Annotated in this window: 19 protein-coding genes; all 19 read left to right on the top strand. The window is 36.3% G+C overall.

Annotated features, from left to right (window positions below):
- The first annotated feature begins 285 nt into the window (after positions 1-285).
- The 19 genes from BMX24_RS12045 to paaZ all read left to right on the top strand — a co-directional run bounded on the left by BMX24_RS12045 (position 286) and on the right by paaZ (position 17,119).
- A complete protein-coding gene (locus tag BMX24_RS12045; protein ID WP_089793040.1) occupies positions 286-864 on the top strand; it encodes a TetR/AcrR family transcriptional regulator in 579 nt (192 codons plus the stop codon).
- 154 nt (positions 865-1,018) lie between these two features.
- Entirely contained in the window at positions 1,019-2,338 is a 1,320-nt protein-coding gene (locus tag BMX24_RS12040) for a phenylacetate--CoA ligase family protein (protein WP_089794653.1), read from the top strand.
- The gene (locus BMX24_RS12035; protein WP_089793038.1) at positions 2,335-3,420 is read left to right on the top strand and encodes a 2Fe-2S iron-sulfur cluster-binding protein; all 1,086 of its coding nucleotides are present in this window, start codon (positions 2,335-2,337) and stop codon (positions 3,418-3,420) included. Before BMX24_RS12040 ends, BMX24_RS12035 begins: the two co-directional genes overlap by 4 nt.
- Positions 3,421-3,534: 114 nt before the next feature.
- Positions 3,535-4,473 (top strand): 1,2-phenylacetyl-CoA epoxidase subunit PaaA, encoded by a 939-nt coding sequence (gene paaA / locus BMX24_RS12030; protein ID WP_089793036.1) that lies wholly within the window; start codon positions 3,535-3,537, stop codon positions 4,471-4,473.
- Positions 4,474-4,582: 109 nt separating this feature from the next.
- Entirely contained in the window at positions 4,583-4,864 is a 282-nt protein-coding gene (gene paaB, locus BMX24_RS12025) for a 1,2-phenylacetyl-CoA epoxidase subunit PaaB (RefSeq protein WP_089793034.1), read from the top strand.
- A 99-nt stretch (positions 4,865-4,963) separates the two neighbouring features.
- Positions 4,964-5,713, top strand: a complete 750-nt coding sequence (paaC, locus tag BMX24_RS12020) for a 1,2-phenylacetyl-CoA epoxidase subunit PaaC (protein WP_089793032.1) — start codon at positions 4,964-4,966, stop codon at positions 5,711-5,713.
- 181 nt (positions 5,714-5,894) lie between these two features.
- Positions 5,895-6,359, top strand: a complete 465-nt coding sequence (gene paaD, locus BMX24_RS12015; protein WP_089793031.1) for a 1,2-phenylacetyl-CoA epoxidase subunit PaaD — start codon at positions 5,895-5,897, stop codon at positions 6,357-6,359.
- A gap of 124 nt (positions 6,360-6,483) precedes the next feature.
- Positions 6,484-7,284, top strand: coding sequence for an enoyl-CoA hydratase/isomerase family protein (locus BMX24_RS12010; protein WP_089793028.1), 801 nt, complete (start codon positions 6,484-6,486; stop codon positions 7,282-7,284).
- Positions 7,285-7,395: 111 nt separating this feature from the next.
- Entirely contained in the window at positions 7,396-8,526 is a 1,131-nt protein-coding gene (locus tag BMX24_RS12005; RefSeq protein ID WP_089793026.1) for a 3-hydroxyacyl-CoA dehydrogenase NAD-binding domain-containing protein, read from the top strand.
- 112 nt (positions 8,527-8,638) lie between these two features.
- The gene (locus BMX24_RS12000; protein ID WP_089793024.1) at positions 8,639-8,953 is read left to right on the top strand and encodes a hypothetical protein; all 315 of its coding nucleotides are present in this window, start codon (positions 8,639-8,641) and stop codon (positions 8,951-8,953) included.
- 2 nt (positions 8,954-8,955) lie between these two features.
- Positions 8,956-9,369: a PaaI family thioesterase gene (locus BMX24_RS11995; protein ID WP_089793022.1), complete on the top strand. Its 414-nt coding sequence runs from the start codon at positions 8,956-8,958 to the stop codon at positions 9,367-9,369.
- Positions 9,370-9,402: 33 nt separating this feature from the next.
- Positions 9,403-9,693 (top strand): hypothetical protein, encoded by a 291-nt coding sequence (locus tag BMX24_RS11990; protein WP_089793020.1) that lies wholly within the window; start codon positions 9,403-9,405, stop codon positions 9,691-9,693.
- Positions 9,694-9,781: 88 nt separating this feature from the next.
- Positions 9,782-10,987: a 3-oxoadipyl-CoA thiolase gene (gene pcaF / locus BMX24_RS11985; RefSeq protein ID WP_089793018.1), complete on the top strand. Its 1,206-nt coding sequence runs from the start codon at positions 9,782-9,784 to the stop codon at positions 10,985-10,987.
- Positions 10,988-11,120: 133 nt separating this feature from the next.
- Complete coding sequence (locus tag BMX24_RS11980) at positions 11,121-11,714, top strand: acyltransferase (RefSeq protein WP_089793016.1); 594 nt, start codon at positions 11,121-11,123, stop codon at positions 11,712-11,714.
- Between the two features lie 80 nt (positions 11,715-11,794).
- Positions 11,795-12,373 carry a transposase gene (locus BMX24_RS11975; protein ID WP_089793014.1) on the top strand — a complete coding sequence of 193 codons (579 nt, stop codon included), beginning with the start codon at positions 11,795-11,797 and terminating at the stop codon, positions 12,371-12,373.
- A 106-nt stretch (positions 12,374-12,479) separates the two neighbouring features.
- Positions 12,480-13,307, top strand: coding sequence for an alpha/beta hydrolase (locus BMX24_RS11970; protein WP_089793012.1), 828 nt, complete (start codon positions 12,480-12,482; stop codon positions 13,305-13,307).
- A 35-nt stretch (positions 13,308-13,342) separates the two neighbouring features.
- Complete coding sequence (locus BMX24_RS11965) at positions 13,343-14,038, top strand: DUF6624 domain-containing protein (RefSeq protein WP_089793011.1); 696 nt, start codon at positions 13,343-13,345, stop codon at positions 14,036-14,038.
- Between the two features lie 11 nt (positions 14,039-14,049).
- Entirely contained in the window at positions 14,050-14,598 is a 549-nt protein-coding gene (locus BMX24_RS11960; RefSeq protein ID WP_089793008.1) for a hypothetical protein, read from the top strand.
- Positions 14,599-14,623: 25 nt separating this feature from the next.
- Positions 14,624-17,119: a phenylacetic acid degradation bifunctional protein PaaZ gene (gene paaZ, locus BMX24_RS11955; protein ID WP_089793006.1), complete on the top strand. Its 2,496-nt coding sequence runs from the start codon at positions 14,624-14,626 to the stop codon at positions 17,117-17,119.
- Positions 17,120-17,151: the final 32 nt, after the last annotated feature.

The raw sequence follows: 17,151 nt of genomic DNA, 5'->3' as shown, positions 1-17,151 counted from the left end.
AGTCAGGTTTGATCGAAATCACAAAATTGTAGAAAAGCAATTGCATATATATTTTCCAAATATTTTATTAGCGAAATCAAAATTCCCCTCCTCTGGAGGGGTGGCGAAAATTCAAAGAATTTTTGACGGGGTGGTTTAAAAAGAAACATAAAAAAATTCGGCTAAAGCCAAATGAACACTATAATATTTTGTAAACGGACTAAAGTCCGTTCCTATTTGATGGTAAAAATCATCTCCTCAAAAATCAAATATTAAAATCAAAATAATTACTTTTGCGATTATCAGATGGAGCTTAAAGAAAAACAAAAGAAAATACTAGACGTTGCGGTAGAACTTTTCAAAGAGAAAGGGTATATGGGCAGCTCTGTGAGGGATTTGGCGACAAAACTTAATATCAAAGCGGCTTCTTTATATGCGCACATCCATTCAAAAGAAGAGATTCTGGAATGGATCTGTTTTGGCATCGCACAGGAATTTTTCGATGAGCTTCAGGAAGTGAAAAGCACCAATATTCCTCCAAAGGAAAAATTGAATCTTTTTATTGAAAAACATTTATCGGTTGTACTTAAAAACCGCGATGTTACTCACATCTACTCCAATGAATGGAAACATTTGGAAGAGCGATTGCCAGAATTTGTAGAATTAAGAAAAAAGTACCAGCAGGAAGTCGAACAATTGATCTCAGAAATCTACCAGGCGGAAAATTGGGAATTGAAATCTCCTACATTTACCACAAGATTCATTCTTCATACCTTAAACAATTCTTATTTTTGGTTCAAAAGAAATATCGAATCAACCACTGAAATTCCTGATGAGATAAGGGATAAGATTCTTTTTGGACTTTTGGGAAATCAGAAACAGTAATTCTATTAGCTTGTTTTTATAATCACAGTCTTGTCTCAAACTAAACCTCAACCTTAACCTCAACACTTCTACAAACGTGACGAAAATCATAAAAATTTTGTCACTTCATAAAATCTTTTTAAATTTACACCTAACAAATGTTAGTTAGTTGATGATGGATTTTTCAGTTGAATATATAAAGCTCGACCAATTGAGACAGCTCCAGTCGGAAAGATTGGTGAATTTGGTTAATTATCTTGGAGAAAAGTCGGAATTTTATAAAGGAAAATTTAATGAATCAGGAATATCTCCACAAGATATAAGGTCGATTGAAGATATTACGAAACTTCCGATTACGTACAAACAGGATTTGAGAGACAACTATCCGTTCGGATTATTTACCGTTCCGAAAAATGAATTGCAGAGAATTCACTGTTCAAGCGGAACAACGGGAAAACCAACGGTGGTCGGATATACGAAAGAAGACGTAGATTTATTCAGTGAAGTTGTAGCAAGATCGTTGAATGCAGCCGGAGCAAAACCAGGAATGCAGTTGCACAACGCTTACGGTTACGGAATTTTCACGGGCGGGCTCGGACTTCATTACGGAGCTGAAAAATTAGGAATGAGCGTTCTTCCGATTTCCGGAGGAATGACGGCAAGACAGGTAGATTTAATCATGGATTTTAAGCCGGAAGTAATCTGCTGTTCGCCATCATATGCTTTGACAATTGCTGATGAATTTGCAAAACGCGGAATTTCTGCAGAAGAAATTAGTTTGAAATATGCCGTTTTAGGTTCAGAACCGTGGACAGAAATTATCAGACATCATATTGAAGAAAGATTAGGCGTTCACGCTACCAATATTTATGGTTTAAGTGAAATTATCGGACCTGGAGTTTCAATGGAGGATTTTGAGGAAAAGGGTGGTGCTTACATTTGGGAAGATCATTTTTATCCTGAAATTTTAGACCCGATTACGAAAGAACCTGTTCCATTTGGTGAAGAAGGTGTATTAGTGATTACGACTTTAACGAAAAAAGCAATGCCGCTTCTACGTTATTGGACGAATGATATTACAAGTCTTTATTACGATGAAAATGGCAAAAGAACAATGGTGAAAATGAAGCCGATTCTTGGGAGATCCGATGATATGCTGATCGTGAGAGGGGTAAATGTCTATCCAAGCCAGATTGAAGAAGCGTTTTCTCATGTGGAAGGCGTGGTTCCGAATTATTATTTAACACCGATTGAGAAAGAACAGATGTGTGTTGCGTTAGATATCGATCTGGAAATTGATGATGAATTTGTAAAAGCGCAGCAAATTGAAATAAATACCGATGATTATACTATTTTTGTCGGAAACTTTGGAAAAAATATAGAAAACGAAATAAAAAAACGGGTAGGAATCACCACAAAAGTGAAAATCCATGCTCAGGACAGTTTGCCTAAGTGCGAAGGTGGAAAAATTAATAGAATACTAAAAACAAAATGAGTTCATTTTATAAACTAAAAACTGTAAGGGTTCAGAAAGATACCAACGATGCAGTGAATGTAGCCGTTGAAATTCCTGAAGAACTGAAAGATAAATTCAGGTTCAAGCAGGGGCAGTATCTTAATTTCCGAATGATGATCGACGGAAATGAAGAGAGACGTTCTTATTCGATCTGCAATGCTCCGAGCGAAAAAAGCAATACGCTGGAGGTATTGGTAAAACTTTTAGAAGGCGGAAAAGTTTCGGGATATTTCAATCAGCATCTTCACATGGATGAAGTGCTTGAAGTAATGCCTCCGATGGGTGGTTTTAATACAACGTATCACCCGTCCAACGTGAAAACTTATGTAGGTTTGGCGGCAGGAAGCGGTATTTCTCCGGTTTTGTCAAATATTAAAGAAAGCCTTTATCAGGAGCCGAATTCTAATGCATATCTGTTCTATAGCAACAGAAGCATGAATCATGTGATGAAAAAAGCTGAAATCGATAAATTGGTTGAGCATTTTGGCGGAAGGCTGAAAGTTGTTTATTTAGTAAGCCGCGAGCAGCACGAAGAACCTATTTTTGAAGGAAGAATTTCGCCTGAAAAATTAGAACTTTTGTTTGAAAGGTATGCTGATATTGATGTTAAAGAATCAACTTATTTCATTTGCGGACCTGCAGAAATGATCAAAGGTATCGCAGATTATTTAAAAAAGGATAAAAAAGTACCTGCTATTCAGGTTTTGTTTGAATATTTCACAGCTCCAGACGAAGAAAATTCAGAGGAAATGAGCGATGAATTCAAGGCGATTGCCAATATCGAAAGTATGGTAACGGTCATTATCGATGATGATGAATATTCGTTCCACCTTAATTCCAAAAAAGAGAGTATCTTAGATAAAGCATTGAAAGACAACCTTCCTGTGCCTTTTGCATGCAAAGGAGGAGTTTGTTGTACGTGTAAAGCCGAAGTTCTGGAAGGAGAAGTTTTTATGGAGAAAAATTTCGCGCTTACCGAAGAAGAAGTAGCCAGAGGTTACGTTCTTACCTGCCAATGTCACCCGACAACGAATGTGGTGATGCTTAATTATGATGTTTAAAATTAATGTAACAATCTAACAATTTACCAGTGTAACAATCACTGTCATGCTGAGCTTGTCGAAGCATCCCTTATTGGTACATTGCTAAACTGATACATTGCTAAATTGAAAGTTATGGATTTAGAAAAATTTGTACAATATGTACACGACGAAAATAAAGTAGAACCAAAAGATGTAATGCCTGATGATTACAGGAAATTATTGGTTCGTCAGATTTCACAGCACGCCCATTCTGAGATCGTAGGGATGTTGCCGGAAGCCAACTGGATTTCCAGAGCACCTTCATTGAGAAGAAAAATGGCTCTTTTAGCTAAAGTTCAGGATGAAGCAGGGCATGGTTTATACCTTTATTCTGCCACTGAAACATTAGGAAACGGAACCATCAGAGCAGATAGAGATGCTACTTATGATGATATGCTTTCAGGAAAAGCAAAATATTCAAGTATTTTTAATTATCCTACGTTGAGCTGGGCAGATATCGGTGCAATCGGCTGGTTGGTTGACGGTGCTGCTATTATGAATCAGGTTATGTTGATGGGAAATTCTTACGGCCCTTATTCAAGAGCGATGGTAAGAATCTGTAAGGAAGAATCTTTCCACCAAAGACAAGGCTACGAAATTTTGATGGCGCTTTGCCGTGGTACAAAACAGCAGAAAGAAATGGCTCAGGCTTCATTAAACCGTTTCTGGTGGCCGGCTTTAATGATGTTTGGACCAAATGACGACAGCTCGCCAAACTCTAAAATCTCAATGAATTACAGAGTGAAAAGAGAAAGTAACGACAGTCTGCGTCAGAGATTTATCGACGTTACAGTTTCTCAGGCTGAATTTTTAGGACTAACCATTCCGGATAAAGATCTTAAATGGAATGAAGAAAGAGGGCATTACGATTTCGGAGAACTTCCTTGGGATGAATTCATGGAAATCTTAAAAGGTAACGGGCCTTGCAACAAGAAAAGATTACAGACAAAAGTAAAAGCGCAGCAGGAAAACCTTTGGGTGAAAGAAGCAGCAATAGCTTTTGCAGAGAAACAGGAAAAATTTTCAATGTAACAATATACCAATGTAAAAATGTAGCAATCCAATTGTCATTCTGAACGATGCGAAGAATCTCATTATTGTTAAACTGTTACATTGATACATTGTTAAATTAATTTTAATTATGGCAAATTTAGATATGTGGGAAGTGTTTATTCAGACTAAACCGGGATTATCCCACAAACATGCCGGAACAGTTCAGGCACCAACAGCAGAAATAGCTTTGCAAAATGCAAGAGACGTGTATACAAGAAGAAAAGAAGGAACTTGCGTTTGGGTAGTTCCAAGTAAATATATCATCAGCTCGGAAGGGATGGATCAGGACGCGTTTTTCGATCCTGCAGACGACAAATTGTACCGTCACCCAACGTTCTACGATATTCCTAATGATGTAAAAAATATGTAATTAAGACTTTGGAAATAATAGACCAATAGATAATAGATAAAGTATTGAAGTCTGTTTTCTATCCGTCTATCATCTATTTGTCTTCAAATTGATTAAACAATGAACCCATTATACAATTATTTATTAAAGTTTGCTGATGACAGCTTCATCATGGGGCAAAGATTGTCAGAATGGTGCGGTGAAGGTCCTTATTTAGAGGAAGATATTGCACTGACGAACATTGCGCTGGACGAACTTGGACAAGCCAATAATTTTTATGTTTACGCTTCAAGAGTTATTGATAACGGTAAAAATGAAGATGATTTGGCATTTTTGAGATACGAACATGAATATGTAAACGCGCACTGGACAGAGCTTCCGAACGAAGATTATGCTCAGACGATTCTTAAAGTGTATGTTTTCTCGGTGTATCAGAAATTGATGTATGAAGCTTTATCAAATTCAGCAGATGAAGAGCTTTCTGCGATTGCTCAGAAGTCTTTAAAAGAAGTAAAATATCACTATACACATACTTCATCATGGATGAAAATCTTCGCTCAGGGTACAGAAGAAAGCCGTGAACGATTGATCAATGCCATCGAAAATATCTGGGAATACACCAAAGGTCTGTTTGCAAAAGTAGAGGGTGAAGATGATTTAATTGCCTTAAGCATCGCTCCGAATGTAGATGAATTGTACAACGAATTTGTGGCCATTACACAAAAAGATTTCGCAGATTTCGGGTTAGAATATCCTTCAAACCCTTTCATGCAGCCAAAATCCAGAACAGGATATCACACAGAATATTTTGGATATATCCTTTGTGAATTGCAGTATATGCAGAGAGCGTATCCGGGGTGTACGTGGTAGAGAGACAACCCTGACAGGTTTTTAAAACCTGTCAGGGTTAAAAATAATGTTCATAACAAGGTAGCAGTTTACTTACTCTTTGCTGACTTTGCTAAGTGAAACGCCTTTGCGAACTTAAAAACAATTAGTAGTCAAAAAAACTTGGCGCACTTTGCGTTAAAAAAATTCAGATTAAAAAAGATTGAAAAATCCTTTAGAAATATTAGAACTAGTCCCCGATCCGGAAATTCCCGTAATCAATATCGTGGAATTAGGCATTGTAAGAGAGGCGAAAATCACCGGCGAAAATTCGTGTGAGGTAATCATTACGCCGACTTATTCTGCCTGTCCCGCTATGTTTACTATTGAAGAGGACATCATGAAGATCATGAAAGAAAACGGTTGGGATGCGAAAGTGGTTACCAAAATGTTTCCAATCTGGACAACAGACTGGCTGACCGATGAAGCGAGAGAAAAACTTCGTGTTTACGGAATCACACCTCCCGAAAAAGGAGCAGACGAAAATCACATCGGGAAACCGAAAAAATGTCCGCGCTGCGGTTCCGAGCATACCAAACAGATCAGCAGATTCGGGTCTACTTTATGTAAGGCTTCCTATCAGTGCCTGGATTGTTTGGAGCCTTTTGACTATTTTAAATGTCACTAAAATTAATGTAACAATCTAGTAATGTAACAATTTACCAATACTGTGAATATTGTTATATGCTAAACTGATAAATCGGTACATTTTTATTGTTAAATTAGTACATTAATAATTTAAAATTAATACTATGTATACACAACTCGATATTGAAACGCATTTTGACGGAAAACTTAAAATTGCTTACCTCAATCAGCCTGAAACTATGAACGCGCTTACAAAGCCATCTTTATCAGATCTGAAAGATTTCGTTAAAGAATGCAGTGAAGATCCTACTGTAAGATGTGTCGCTATTTCAGGGAGAGGAAGAGCTTTTTGCTCCGGTCAGAATCTGGATGACGTTTTTGTGAATGGCAGAGAACATCACGATCATGACATCATCAGAAAAATTGTGGTAGACTACTACAATCCTCTGGTTACGGAAATCACACGCTGCAAAAAACCGGTTATCGCTTTGGTAAATGGTCCTGCAGTAGGTGCAGGTGCAATGTTGGCCCTTATCTGTGACTTTGTGCTGGCAAATAATAAAGCTTATTTTGCTCAGGCATTTTCAAATATCGGACTGATTCCTGATACGGGAGGAACGTACTTCTTGCCGAAATTATTGGGAAGACAATTGGCCAATTATTTAGCATTCACAGGTAAAAAACTATCTGCTGAAGAATCAAAATCATACGGTTTGGTTGCTGAAATTTTCTCTGAAGAAGAATTCACCGAAAAATCAATGGAAATTTTGGAAAAAATGTCAAATATGCCAACTGCAGCCATTAAATTAACCAAAAAAGCATTCGCTAATTCCTATACGAATACATTGAAAGAACAGCTTGAATTGGAAGGAGATTTGCAACAGGAAGCAGGACAGACAGAAGATTTCATCGAAGGAGTAAATGCATTTTTAGAAAAAAGAAAACCTAATTATAAAGGAAAATAGGAATTAATATAACAATGTACCAATGTAGCAGTTTACCAATTGAGATGCTTCGACAGGCTCAGCATGACAGGACGTGATTGTTACATTGTTACATTGATACACTGTTACATTATGAAAGTAGGAATTATCGGTGCCGGAACTATGGGAATAGGCATCGCACAAGTAGCCGCAACGAACGGATGCAAAGTTTGGGTCTACGACGCCAACGCAAAACAAGTAGAAACGGCAACCGTAGGTTTGGAAAAAACATTAACCAAATTGGTAGATAAACAGAAAATTTCGGCAGAGAAAATGACTGAAATTTTAGCCAATATTTCCATCGCTACAGAATTGAAGGACTTCAAAGATTGTGAATTAATCATCGAAGCCATCATCGAAAATAAAGAAATTAAAACCAAAGTTTTCACAGAATTAGAGAAACACGTTTCCGAAAGCTGTGTCATCGGTTCCAATACCTCATCCATTTCCATCACCTCTCTCGGTGCAGAATTACAAAAGCCGGAGCGTTTCATCGGAATTCACTTCTTCAATCCGGCTCCTTTGATGCCTTTAGTTGAGGTTATTCCATCTCTACTTACAGAAAAATCTTTACCGGAAAAAATCTACAATCTGATGAAAGATTGGGGCAAAACTCCTGTGATTGCAAAGGATATTCCCGGATTTATCGTTAACAGAATCGCCCGTCCTTACTACGGGGAAGGGCTGAGAATCGTTGAAGAAAATATTGCCACTCCTGAACAGGTAGACGAAGCCATGAAAACATTAGGAAACTTCAAAATGGGACCTTTTGAATTAATGGATTTAATTGGTGTTGATGTTAATTTCTCTGTAACAACAACCGTTTACAAAGATTATTTTTACGATCCGAAATATAAACCATCACTTCTCCAACAAAGAATGTCGGAAGCCAAACTTCACGGTAGAAAAACAGGAAAAGGGTTTTATGATTATTCGGAAAATGCCCAAAATCCTGTGGCAGAAAAGGACGATGCGCTTTATCAACAGATATTTTTGAGAATTATCTCTATGCTAATTAATGAAGCAGTTGAAGCAAAAAGATTACGCGTTGCTAATGACGAAGATATTGAATTAGCAATGCAGAAAGGAGTAAACTATCCAAAAGGATTGTTAGCTTGGGGAAAAGAAATCGGTTATGCAAAAATCTCTGAAACCCTGCAAAATCTTTATGAAGAATATCAGGAGGAAAGATACAGACAAAGCCCTTTACTGCGTAAATTATAAAATGTATCAATGTATCAGTTTACCAGTGTAACAATTGTACTGTCATGCTGAGCCTGTCGAAGCATCTCAATTGGTAAATTGCTAGATTGTTAAATCGTTACATTAAAAAAAAATGGATATAGACGGATTCCGAGCTGAGTTAGAAACAAGGCTTCTCATTGAAAAAGAATATATAATTCAGGAGCTTTCTTCGGTTAAAGATTATCAGGAAAGACTTGAATTATTAGGGAAATTTAATCAAAAATATCGTGAACTGATCAAAAGATTGGCTCACGAAAATGGTATTGATTTAAATGCTTCTTATCAGACTAAAGATCCGTCAAATTCAGAAAATCTTTCATACGAGCAAATAATTCTTGGAAAAACAATGGGTGTTTATGACAAACTGGTTGAAGAATTATATGAAGAAATAACAAGAGTAAATTAGAAATGAATCCAAGACAAGTTGCAGAATATATGTTTGATCAGGATTATTTTTCCCAATGGATGAATATCAAGCTGATTGAAGTAAAAGAAAATTATTGCTTACTGGAAATGCCCATCAAAAAAGAGATGATCAATGGGTTAAAAACCGTTCACGGAGGCGTAACCTTTGCCTTTGCAGATTCTGCATTGGCATTTTCTTCCAACAATACCGGAGACGCTGCTGTAGCCTTAAATTGTATCATCAATTTTACCAAAGCAGGAAAAGAAGGCGATATTTTCAGGGCAGAGAGCATTTTGGTAAACAATACCAGAAAAACTGCTGTTTATGATATTAAAATTACCAATCAAAACGAAGAACTGATTGCGAAATTTGTCGGAACAGTTTACAAAATCGGGAAAAAAGTCGTTGAGCTTTAAAAGATAAATTTGGATAAAAATAAAATTTTAGAAATGTTTTCAAGTACTTTTTTCATTAATGGAGAAAAGATGAAAGACTATTTTGAAACTAACAATCTTGAAAATTTTGATGAAATTTTAAAGGAGTTTGAAGAAATGAGAATAGACACTTTCAATATGATTCGGAAAGAATCCACTCATTTACAATTTACGAATAAGGAAGTTGAAAGTTTATCCAAAAAATATTTAAAAGAAAATTATCCATGGATTAATGATGTCGGAATTAAAGTCGTAAACAATCATTTACTATGGATGTGTTGGCATGAAGGAATTATTAAAAGTTAATGATAAAATATAAGTACAAGTTTAAATAAAAAGTAAAGCGTTTAGTATTGGTAAACTTTTACATTACTAGATTGTTAAATTGAAATATATGAATAACGTATACATCATAGATTATATCAGAACTCCCATCTCGAAATTACAGGGAGGATTATCAGAAGTTCGTGCCGACGATTTAGCGGCGATTGTTATTAAAGAAATCGTGGCTAGAAACCCAGAAGTTCCTGTTGAGGAAATTGAAGATGTTATTTTCGGATGTGCCAATCAGGCGGGTGAAGATAACAGGAACGTAGCAAGAATGGGGCTTTTGTTGGCTGGACTTCCCTATAAAATCGGAGGTGAGACGGTAAACAGATTGTGCGCTTCCGGAATGTCGGCGGTGGCTAATGCTTTCCGTTCTATTGCTGCGGGAGAAGGCGAAATTTATATTGCGGGTGGAGTAGAACACATGACTCGTTCGCCTTATGTAATGTCAAAACCAAGTGCAGCTTTCGGAAGAGACAGTCAGATGTTTGATACCACTTTCGGATGGAGATTTATCAATCCAAAAATGAAAGAAATGTATGGTGTTGATGGAATGGGGGACACTGCCGAAAATTTAGCAGATATGCATACTATCAGCCGTGAAGATCAGGATAAATTTGCCCTTTGGTCACAACAAAAAGCAACAAAAGCTCAGGAAAGCGGAAGACTGGCAGAAGAAATTGTAAAGGTTGAAATTCCTCAGAGAAAAGGCGAACCGAAAATATTTGATACAGACGAATTCATCAAGCCGACTTCTTCAATGGAAGGATTAGGAAAACTTCGTCCGGCTTTCAGAAAAGAAGGAACGGTAACGGCCGGAAATGCTTCAGGAATGAATGACGGAGCTGCAGCTTTAATTTTAGCAAGTGAAGAAGCGGTAAAAAAATATGGTTTAAAGCCAAAAGCTAAAATTTTAGGATCATCTGTTGCCGGTGTAGAGCCAAGAATTATGGGAATCGGACCGGTGGAAGCGACTCAGAAATTATTAAAAAGACTGAATCTTTCATTAGACGATATGGATATCATCGAATTGAATGAAGCTTTTGCTGCTCAGGCTTTGGCGGTAACAAGAACATTAGGTTTAAAAGACGACGATTCAAGGGTAAATCCAAACGGAGGAGCTATCGCAATCGGTCATCCACTTGGCGTTTCCGGAGCAAGAATCGTTGGTTCTGCAGCCATGGAACTTCAAAAACAAGATAAAAAATATGCATTGTGTACCCTTTGTATCGGTGTCGGACAAGGTTATGCAATGGTAATTGAAAAAGCATAGCTTTTTCAATAATGTAACAATATAGAAATGTATCAATGTAACAATTCCATTGTCATGCTGAGCTTGTCGAAGCATTCAATTGATAAATTGTTAGACTGATACATTGTTAAATTAAATTTTGAACAAAAATTTTATGAACATCTATTCATATCACGGAATTCGCCCTATCATAAAACCCTCCGCTTACGTTCATCCACAAGCGGTGATTATCGGGAATGTGGAAATTGGCGAAGAAGTTTATGTTGGTCCGAATGCGGTTATTCGCGGTGACTGGGGCAAGATCATCATCAAAGACGGTGCAAATGTTCAGGAAAACTGTACGCTTCATGTTTTTCCGGGCATTGAAACTATTTTAGAAGAATCCGCACACATTGGCCATGGGGCGATTATCCATTCCGGACACATTGGAAAAAACTGTTTGGTCGGTATGAATGCTGTGGTGATGGATAAAGCTGTAATCGGTGACGAATGTATCATCGGGGCATTGGCTTTTGTTCCTGCAAATTTCAGATGTGAGCCGAGAAAATTAATTGTTGGAAGTCCTGCAAAAATTATCCGCGATGTTTCCGATGAAATGATTAAATGGAAAACGGAAGGAACAAAACTCTATCAGGAATTGGCGAGAGAAGGAAAAGATGCAATTCTGCCTTGCGAACCGTTCACGGAATACGTTCAGCAGATTCCTACGAAAATTGTTGATTACAGTATTTGGGATGATGTGAAATGATTTTTATTAAACAGATTAAATAAGTATACCCAAACCTAACGGGTTTTCAAAACCCGTTAGGTTTTATTATAAAAGCAAAAATGATTAATACAGAAAGTTTTGAATTTGACTCTGTGTATCACATTTTTTCTCATGTAAATGGGAAAGAACTGATTTTCCGTGAAGAGACAAACTATCAATTTTTTCTGAAACAGTTAGATAAATATATTCTTCCGATTGCGGATATTTATTCATATTGTTTATTACCAAATCATTTTCATGTGTTATTAAGATTTAAAAATATTGAAGGTGTAAATGTTGAAAATGAACATCAGTCTTTAATGAAGAACTTTGGAAATTTCCTGAATTCTTATGCTAAAGCATTTAATAAAAGGTATAACCGGAAAGGGGCTCTTTTTCTGAATGCTGTAAAGCGAAAGAAAATATCAGATGAGAAATATTTACTGAAAGTTGTGCATTATATCCATAATAATCCGGTTAATCATGGATTTGTAAATAATATTGATCAATGGAAGCACTCTTCGTATAACTCATATTTAAATCCTGAGAAAGAAAGTAAATTGAATAGAAAGGAAATCATGCAATACTTTGATTCTTTAGACGTTTTCAAAAATTATCATCATTCTAATGTTGAATATGATTTTTTAAATTTAGATTAATTGCTAGTAAACTTAACCAAACCTAACGGGTTTTCAAAACCCGTTAGGTTTTAATAAAAGCTTCAGAAAGAACAAGCAAATGAAAATAATTTGCAAAAAATTAAATATGATTAAAAAACTTCTCATTTTCTGCAGTATTCTCTTTACATTTCAGTTCATGGTTTTAGCCCAGACTGGAAATATAAAACCATTGACTATTGGAGAAATCAGAACCATAAAATCTAAAATTTTAAACGAAGACAGAACAGTAAATATCTATCTTCCGCAAAATTTCGACAAAACAAAATCGTATCCCATTATTTACCTTCTGGATGGAAGCATGAATGAGGATTTTATTCATGTTACCGGATTGGTGCAGTTCTTCAATTTAATGTATTCGGTGCCGGAAACGATTGTGGTAGGAATCGCGAATATTGATAGAAAGAGAGATTTTACATTTCATACCGATTTAAAAGATTTACAGAAAGATTATCCTACGACAGGGCATTCGGATAAATTTATCAATTTTTTGGAGAAAGAATTAAAGCCTTATATCGAAAGTCAGTTTAAGACGACCGATAAATATCTTTTCGGACAATCGTTGGGAGGGCTTCTAGCAACAGAAATTCTGTTGAAAAAACCTGAAATGTTTAACAATTATTTTATCATCAGCCCGAGTTTGTGGTGGGATGATGAAAGTCTTTTAAAACAGGCAAATCAATTATTAACTAAAATTCCGGATTCTAAGAAATTTATTTATGTTTCTGTCGGAAAGGGTGAACATCCGGTGATGGTAAAAGATGCAGAAGATTTGTATGATATTCTTAAAAAATCAAACAAGAAAAACTGGACGGTAGAATATAAAATGATGGAAACAGACAATCATGCAACGATTCTTCACCGAAGCTTGTATGAAGGTTTGGTAAAATTGTTTCCTTATAAAGAACCGAAGTAAAAAATTGTAAACCGTACATTTTAAACTAATTTACCATGAAATATTTATTTTTTGCAATTTTCTTTTCTGTTGTAATGAGTGCTCAGAAAACTGAGAACAAAAAGATTAATATTGAGCTCAAAAATGAATTGGCTCAGATTGATAAAGATGATCAGATTTTTCGGGAGCTCGTTCAGCCAACGACTTCTACAGAAAGAAAACAGGAAATCATGAAAGAGAAAAATCTTACTCAGGAAGATGTAACGACTGGAATCAGTAAGATCATGAATAAACAGGATGAAGAAAACCTGGCAAAAATTGAAAAAATGATAGCAAAATATGGTTATCCGGGGAAATCTTTAGTAGGCGAACCTGAAAATAAAACAGCATGGCTGGTTATTCAGCATTCTTCAAAAATCAATCAGTATATGCCGGTTATCAAAAAGGCGGCTGATGAAAAAGAATTACCTTTCAGATTATACGCTATGATGCTGGATAGACAACTGATACAGGATAAAAAAGAACAGATCTACGGAACTCAGGCTTGTACTTTTAAAACAATGAAAGACGGAAAACCTGTGGTAGAATGGATGATCTGGCCTATTAAAGATATTAAAAACGTAAATAGATTAAGAGAAGAAGCCGGTTTCGGGCAAACCGTAGAAGATTATGCGAAAGATCTTTTGGGACATGATTTTGTATTTAAAAATTATACTTTAGAAGAGGCTTTAAAACTTCAGAATAAAAAATAAATTTTCATTTTATGGAAAAGGGAAAGATTAAAAGTATTAAGGATTTAGACAACATTAAGAAGCTTCTTCTTGATCTTCCTGAATTTAAATATCAGAAAGAACTAACTGAGAAACTTGATGCAAAAAAAGATGATTTCACCTATGAAACCATGTTGGAAATTGTTCTTTGGAAAACAAACAGATTCCCTGAAATAAATAATGATTTAATTGTAAAAATTAACGAGTTAAGAAAAGGATACGATGAAGGTTTATCAGATTATATTTTAATAAAATTATTAGATTCAAAAGGGTTCGATTTACCCATGGCTTCAACATTTTTAAGATTTATTAATCCTGATTATTTTCAAATTATTGACCAGAGAGTTTATAGAACTATATATGGAGAAAATTTGAAGATGCCATTCAGTAAACCAAAGAAAATTGAATTATATAAAAAATATCTTGTTGATTTGAAAAAAATCTGTGCTAATTATGAAATTCCTTTTTCTAAATCTGATAGGATTCTCTATTTACTGGATAAACACCCTGAAGTAAATAAAGAACAAAAAATAAAATATTAAAATCAAGTAAAAAGTAAAAAACTATATGGAAAAGTTAAAAAATTACATTCACGGCGAATGGGTAGAAGGTACCGGAAACGGAATTCCTTTGTACAATGCTGTGACGGGGGAGCAGGTGGCTGTTTCGGATACGGAAGGACTCAATTTTGAGCAGGCTTTGGATTACGGAAGAACAGTTGGCTACAAAAATCTTTCATCCATGACATTCTATGATCGTGGAGAAATGTTGAAAAAAGTAGCGCTTTACCTTTTAGAAAGAAAGAAAAAATATTACGAATTATCATATAAAACGGGAGCTACTCATGTTGATTCTTGGGTGGATATTGAAGGAGGTTTCGGTACTTTCTTTACCTATTCAGGGTTGGCAAAAAGAATGTTGCCGAATACACCGTTTTGGGTAGATGGAGATACTCAGAAAATCTCCGCCAACGGAACGCATCTTGGAACTCACATTTTAACGCCAAGTGAAGGAGTTTCTGTGCAGATCAACGCCTACAACTTTCCGGTTTGGGGAATGTTGGAGAAATTATCAACTTCATTATTGGCGGGTGTCCCTTCCATCGTGAAGCCTTCTCCGTTTGGGTCTTATCTTACGAACGCTGTTTTCCAGGATATGATCGAAAGCGGAATTCTTCCGGAAGGAGCTGTTCAGTTGGTTTGCGGTGAGCCTGGAAATATTTTGGATTATGTAAAAGATGGAGATTCTGTATTATTCACGGGATCTGCAACAACGGGTAGAAAATTAAAATCTTTACCGTCAATTGCCGGAAATGCCGTTCGTTTCAATATGGAAGCAGATTCTTTGAACTGTTCGATCCTTGGATTGGAAGCAAAGCCGGGAACTCCTGAATTTGATTTATTCATCAAAGAAGTTCGTAACGAAATGACAACGAAAGCAGGACAAAAATGTACGGCGATCAGAAGAATTATTGTTCCTGAAAATTTAATTGGAGATGTTCAGAATGCTTTATCTAAAGCTTTAGACCAGACAAAAATCGGAAATCCGTTAAACAGAGAAACGAGAATGGGTTCTTTGGTGGGAAGACAGCAATACGAAGAAGTTTTAAGAAAAGTAAATATCTTAAAAACGGAAACAGAACTGATCTACGACGGAAAACATGAATTGGTAGATGCCAACTATGAAAATGGAGCATTCATGAGTCCAAAATTATTCTTAAATGACAAACCTTTCGAAAAAAATATCTCTCACGATGTCGAAGCTTTCGGTCCGGTTTCTACATTAATGCCATACAAAGATGCTGAAGAAGCTGCTGCGTTGGCGAAAAAAGGAAAAGGAAGTCTGGTAGGTTCCATCGTTTCTCACGACAATGATTTTGTGGCCGAAACTTCATGGAAAATGGCTTCTCAACACGGTAGAATTTATGTGCTGAACAGAGACAATGCAAAAGAAAGCACAGGTCATGGTTCTCCGCTTCCGACTTTGATGCATGGTGGTCCCGGAAGAGCAGGAGGTGGTGAAGAAATGGGCGGTCTGAATGGTCTTCATTTCTTCCTTCAAAAAACAGCAATTCAGGGTTCGCCGGATATTTTGACGGCGATTACCAAAGTTTATCAGCAGGGAGCAGAGAAAAAATACTCGGATAAGCATCCATTCCAGAAATATTTTGAAGAAGTTGAGGTGGGAGATTCTTTGGAAACGGCAGGAAGAACGGTTACAGACGCAGATATAGTGAATTTTTCTAATGTTTCGTGGGATCATTTCTACGCTCATACCGATGCAACAAGCCTTACGGGAACGATTTTCGATAAAACAGTGGCTCACGGATATTTTATCCTTTCTGCAGCCGCAGGATTGTTCGTTTCCGGTAAAAAAGGACCTGTTATCGCAAATTACGGATTGGAAAACTGTTCGTTCTTTAAGCCTGTTTATGCGGGAGATACAATCACGGTTTATTTAACGGCGAAAGAAAAAATCAATAGAGGAGTAAAAGGGAGAAATATTCCTTCCGGTGTTGTAAAATGGCTGGTTGAGGTTGTGAATCAGAGAGATGAAGTGGTTTGTGTAGCGACAATTTTAACATTAGTAGCGAAGCAATCTCCTTTTATTGATTTAAACTTAAAAAATATTCAAAAAGCTTTAAATGGTTTAACTGAATCGACTCAGCCAAGCTGGGGCAAAATGTCTCCACAGCAAATGATTGAACATTTGGAACATGGCGTCTTGGTAAGCTTGGGCGAACCGGAAGCCGACAAATGTTTCACCCCGGAAGAACAACTGGAAAAATGGCAGGATTCTCTTTATAATCACAGAAAAATGCCGAAAGATTTTCCAGCACCTTTCTTGGAAGAAGATGAAAAATTGTTGGATCTAAGACATAAAAATTTAGATGCTGCAAAACAGTCTTTCATGGATAATTTGAAGAAATTCTCTATTTACTACAAAGAAAATCCACAGGCAGAACACATGAATTTTGTATTCGGAAAATTAAATAAAGAAATGTGGGAACTGATGCATAAGAAGCATTTTACGCATCACTTTGAGCAGTTTGGATTGATTTAATTTAAAATAAAATATAACTTTATGGTCCCTTT

Origin of the sequence: Chryseobacterium wanjuense (assembly GCF_900111495.1) — a bacterium.
Lineage (GTDB): Bacteria > Bacteroidota > Bacteroidia > Flavobacteriales > Weeksellaceae > Chryseobacterium > Chryseobacterium wanjuense.
Note: the sequence above shows the minus strand (reverse complement) of the source record. Positions and strands in the feature narration are given on the sequence as shown.

What these genes read in the sequence shown, in the direction of transcription:
- BMX24_RS11990 (WP_089793020.1), top strand. Translation starts at nt 9,403, where the DNA reads ATGTTTTCAAGTACTTTTTTCATTAATGGAGAAAAGATGAAAGACTAT.
- BMX24_RS11960 (WP_089793008.1), top strand. Translation starts at nt 14,050, where the DNA reads ATGGAAAAGGGAAAGATTAAAAGTATTAAGGATTTAGACAACATTAAG.
- BMX24_RS11970 (WP_089793012.1), top strand. Translation starts at nt 12,480, where the DNA reads ATGATTAAAAAACTTCTCATTTTCTGCAGTATTCTCTTTACATTTCAG.
- BMX24_RS12035 (WP_089793038.1), top strand. Translation starts at nt 2,335, where the DNA reads ATGAGTTCATTTTATAAACTAAAAACTGTAAGGGTTCAGAAAGATACC.
- paaC (WP_089793032.1), top strand. Translation starts at nt 4,964, where the DNA reads ATGAACCCATTATACAATTATTTATTAAAGTTTGCTGATGACAGCTTC.
- BMX24_RS12005 (WP_089793026.1), top strand. Translation starts at nt 7,396, where the DNA reads ATGAAAGTAGGAATTATCGGTGCCGGAACTATGGGAATAGGCATCGCA.
- paaZ (WP_089793006.1), top strand. Translation starts at nt 14,624, where the DNA reads ATGGAAAAGTTAAAAAATTACATTCACGGCGAATGGGTAGAAGGTACC.
- paaB (WP_089793034.1), top strand. Translation starts at nt 4,583, where the DNA reads ATGGCAAATTTAGATATGTGGGAAGTGTTTATTCAGACTAAACCGGGA.
- BMX24_RS11975 (WP_089793014.1), top strand. Translation starts at nt 11,795, where the DNA reads ATGATTAATACAGAAAGTTTTGAATTTGACTCTGTGTATCACATTTTT.
- BMX24_RS12040 (WP_089794653.1), top strand. Translation starts at nt 1,019, where the DNA reads ATGGATTTTTCAGTTGAATATATAAAGCTCGACCAATTGAGACAGCTC.
- pcaF (WP_089793018.1), top strand. Translation starts at nt 9,782, where the DNA reads ATGAATAACGTATACATCATAGATTATATCAGAACTCCCATCTCGAAA.
- BMX24_RS12045 (WP_089793040.1), top strand. Translation starts at nt 286, where the DNA reads ATGGAGCTTAAAGAAAAACAAAAGAAAATACTAGACGTTGCGGTAGAA.
- paaA (WP_089793036.1), top strand. Translation starts at nt 3,535, where the DNA reads ATGGATTTAGAAAAATTTGTACAATATGTACACGACGAAAATAAAGTA.
- BMX24_RS11965 (WP_089793011.1), top strand. Translation starts at nt 13,343, where the DNA reads ATGAAATATTTATTTTTTGCAATTTTCTTTTCTGTTGTAATGAGTGCT.
- BMX24_RS12010 (WP_089793028.1), top strand. Translation starts at nt 6,484, where the DNA reads ATGTATACACAACTCGATATTGAAACGCATTTTGACGGAAAACTTAAA.
- BMX24_RS12000 (WP_089793024.1), top strand. Translation starts at nt 8,639, where the DNA reads ATGGATATAGACGGATTCCGAGCTGAGTTAGAAACAAGGCTTCTCATT.
- BMX24_RS11995 (WP_089793022.1), top strand. Translation starts at nt 8,956, where the DNA reads ATGAATCCAAGACAAGTTGCAGAATATATGTTTGATCAGGATTATTTT.
- BMX24_RS11980 (WP_089793016.1), top strand. Translation starts at nt 11,121, where the DNA reads ATGAACATCTATTCATATCACGGAATTCGCCCTATCATAAAACCCTCC.